Genomic DNA, 803 nt, shown 5'->3' on the forward strand with positions numbered 1-803 from the left:
AGAATGACTGGAAGATGTCGGCGACGGTGTTGGCCGCGGTCACTTCGAGCAGCCTCGCGCCGTCGCGGCTGCGCCGGAAATAGAGCTCGCCCAGCGATACGAACGGATAGCGGGAAAAATCCTCCAGCCGGACCCCTTCGCTCTCGGCAAGCGGATGCTTCTGGTCCATGACACAAACGCTATTGCGCTCGAAAGTGGCGACGCATTTGGCATCCAGGAAGGAAACGCCCGCGTCCACCAGGCCGACGTCGGTCAGGCGCGAGGCGACGGAGGAGACGATCTCCGTCGAGCTGCGCACCGCGATGGTGGTCCTTGCCTCCGGAAAGCGCATCCGAAGCTGCTGGATCGCATCCGGCACGATGTTGAAGGACATCGCCGCCAGCGTCCCGATCCGCACGACGCCGCGCTTCAGTTCCCTGATCTCCTGCGCCGCCATGATCAGATTGCGCGCGCCATGAAACGTCTTGCCGACCTCGCCGTAGAACAGCAGGCCCTGCTCGGTCGGAACCAGCCGACCGTGCGATCGATCGAACAGGCTGAGGCCGGTGTCGATCTCCAGCTCCTGCAGCAGCCGGCTGACGCTCGGCTGCGAGACGTTGAGCGCGATCGCAGCGCCCGACACGGAGCCGGCCACCATCGTTGCCTCGAAGGCCTCCAGTTGACGAACGCTGAGCCCGGAAAAACGCATCTCTTCCTCCCGGTATAGGATTAGCACATACCGGACCAAAATCTTGATCTTTGATTTCGCTGCGTTTCGGGCCCTAGCTGCAAGCTTGGCAGAAACGGACGGAGCCGTCGTGAAG

The 803-nt window shown here is 62.8% G+C and carries 1 protein-coding gene; it reads right to left on the reverse strand.

The features are described 5' to 3' along the window. Positions 1-688, reverse strand: a 688-nt coding sequence (locus EOA60_RS23345) for a LysR family transcriptional regulator (RefSeq protein ID WP_206628207.1), incomplete at its 3' end; no start/stop codon positions are given. Positions 689-803 lie beyond the last annotated feature (115 nt).

It is taken from the genome of Mesorhizobium sp. M1A.F.Ca.IN.020.06.1.1, from assembly GCF_004023265.1.
Lineage (GTDB): Bacteria > Pseudomonadota > Alphaproteobacteria > Rhizobiales > Rhizobiaceae > Mesorhizobium.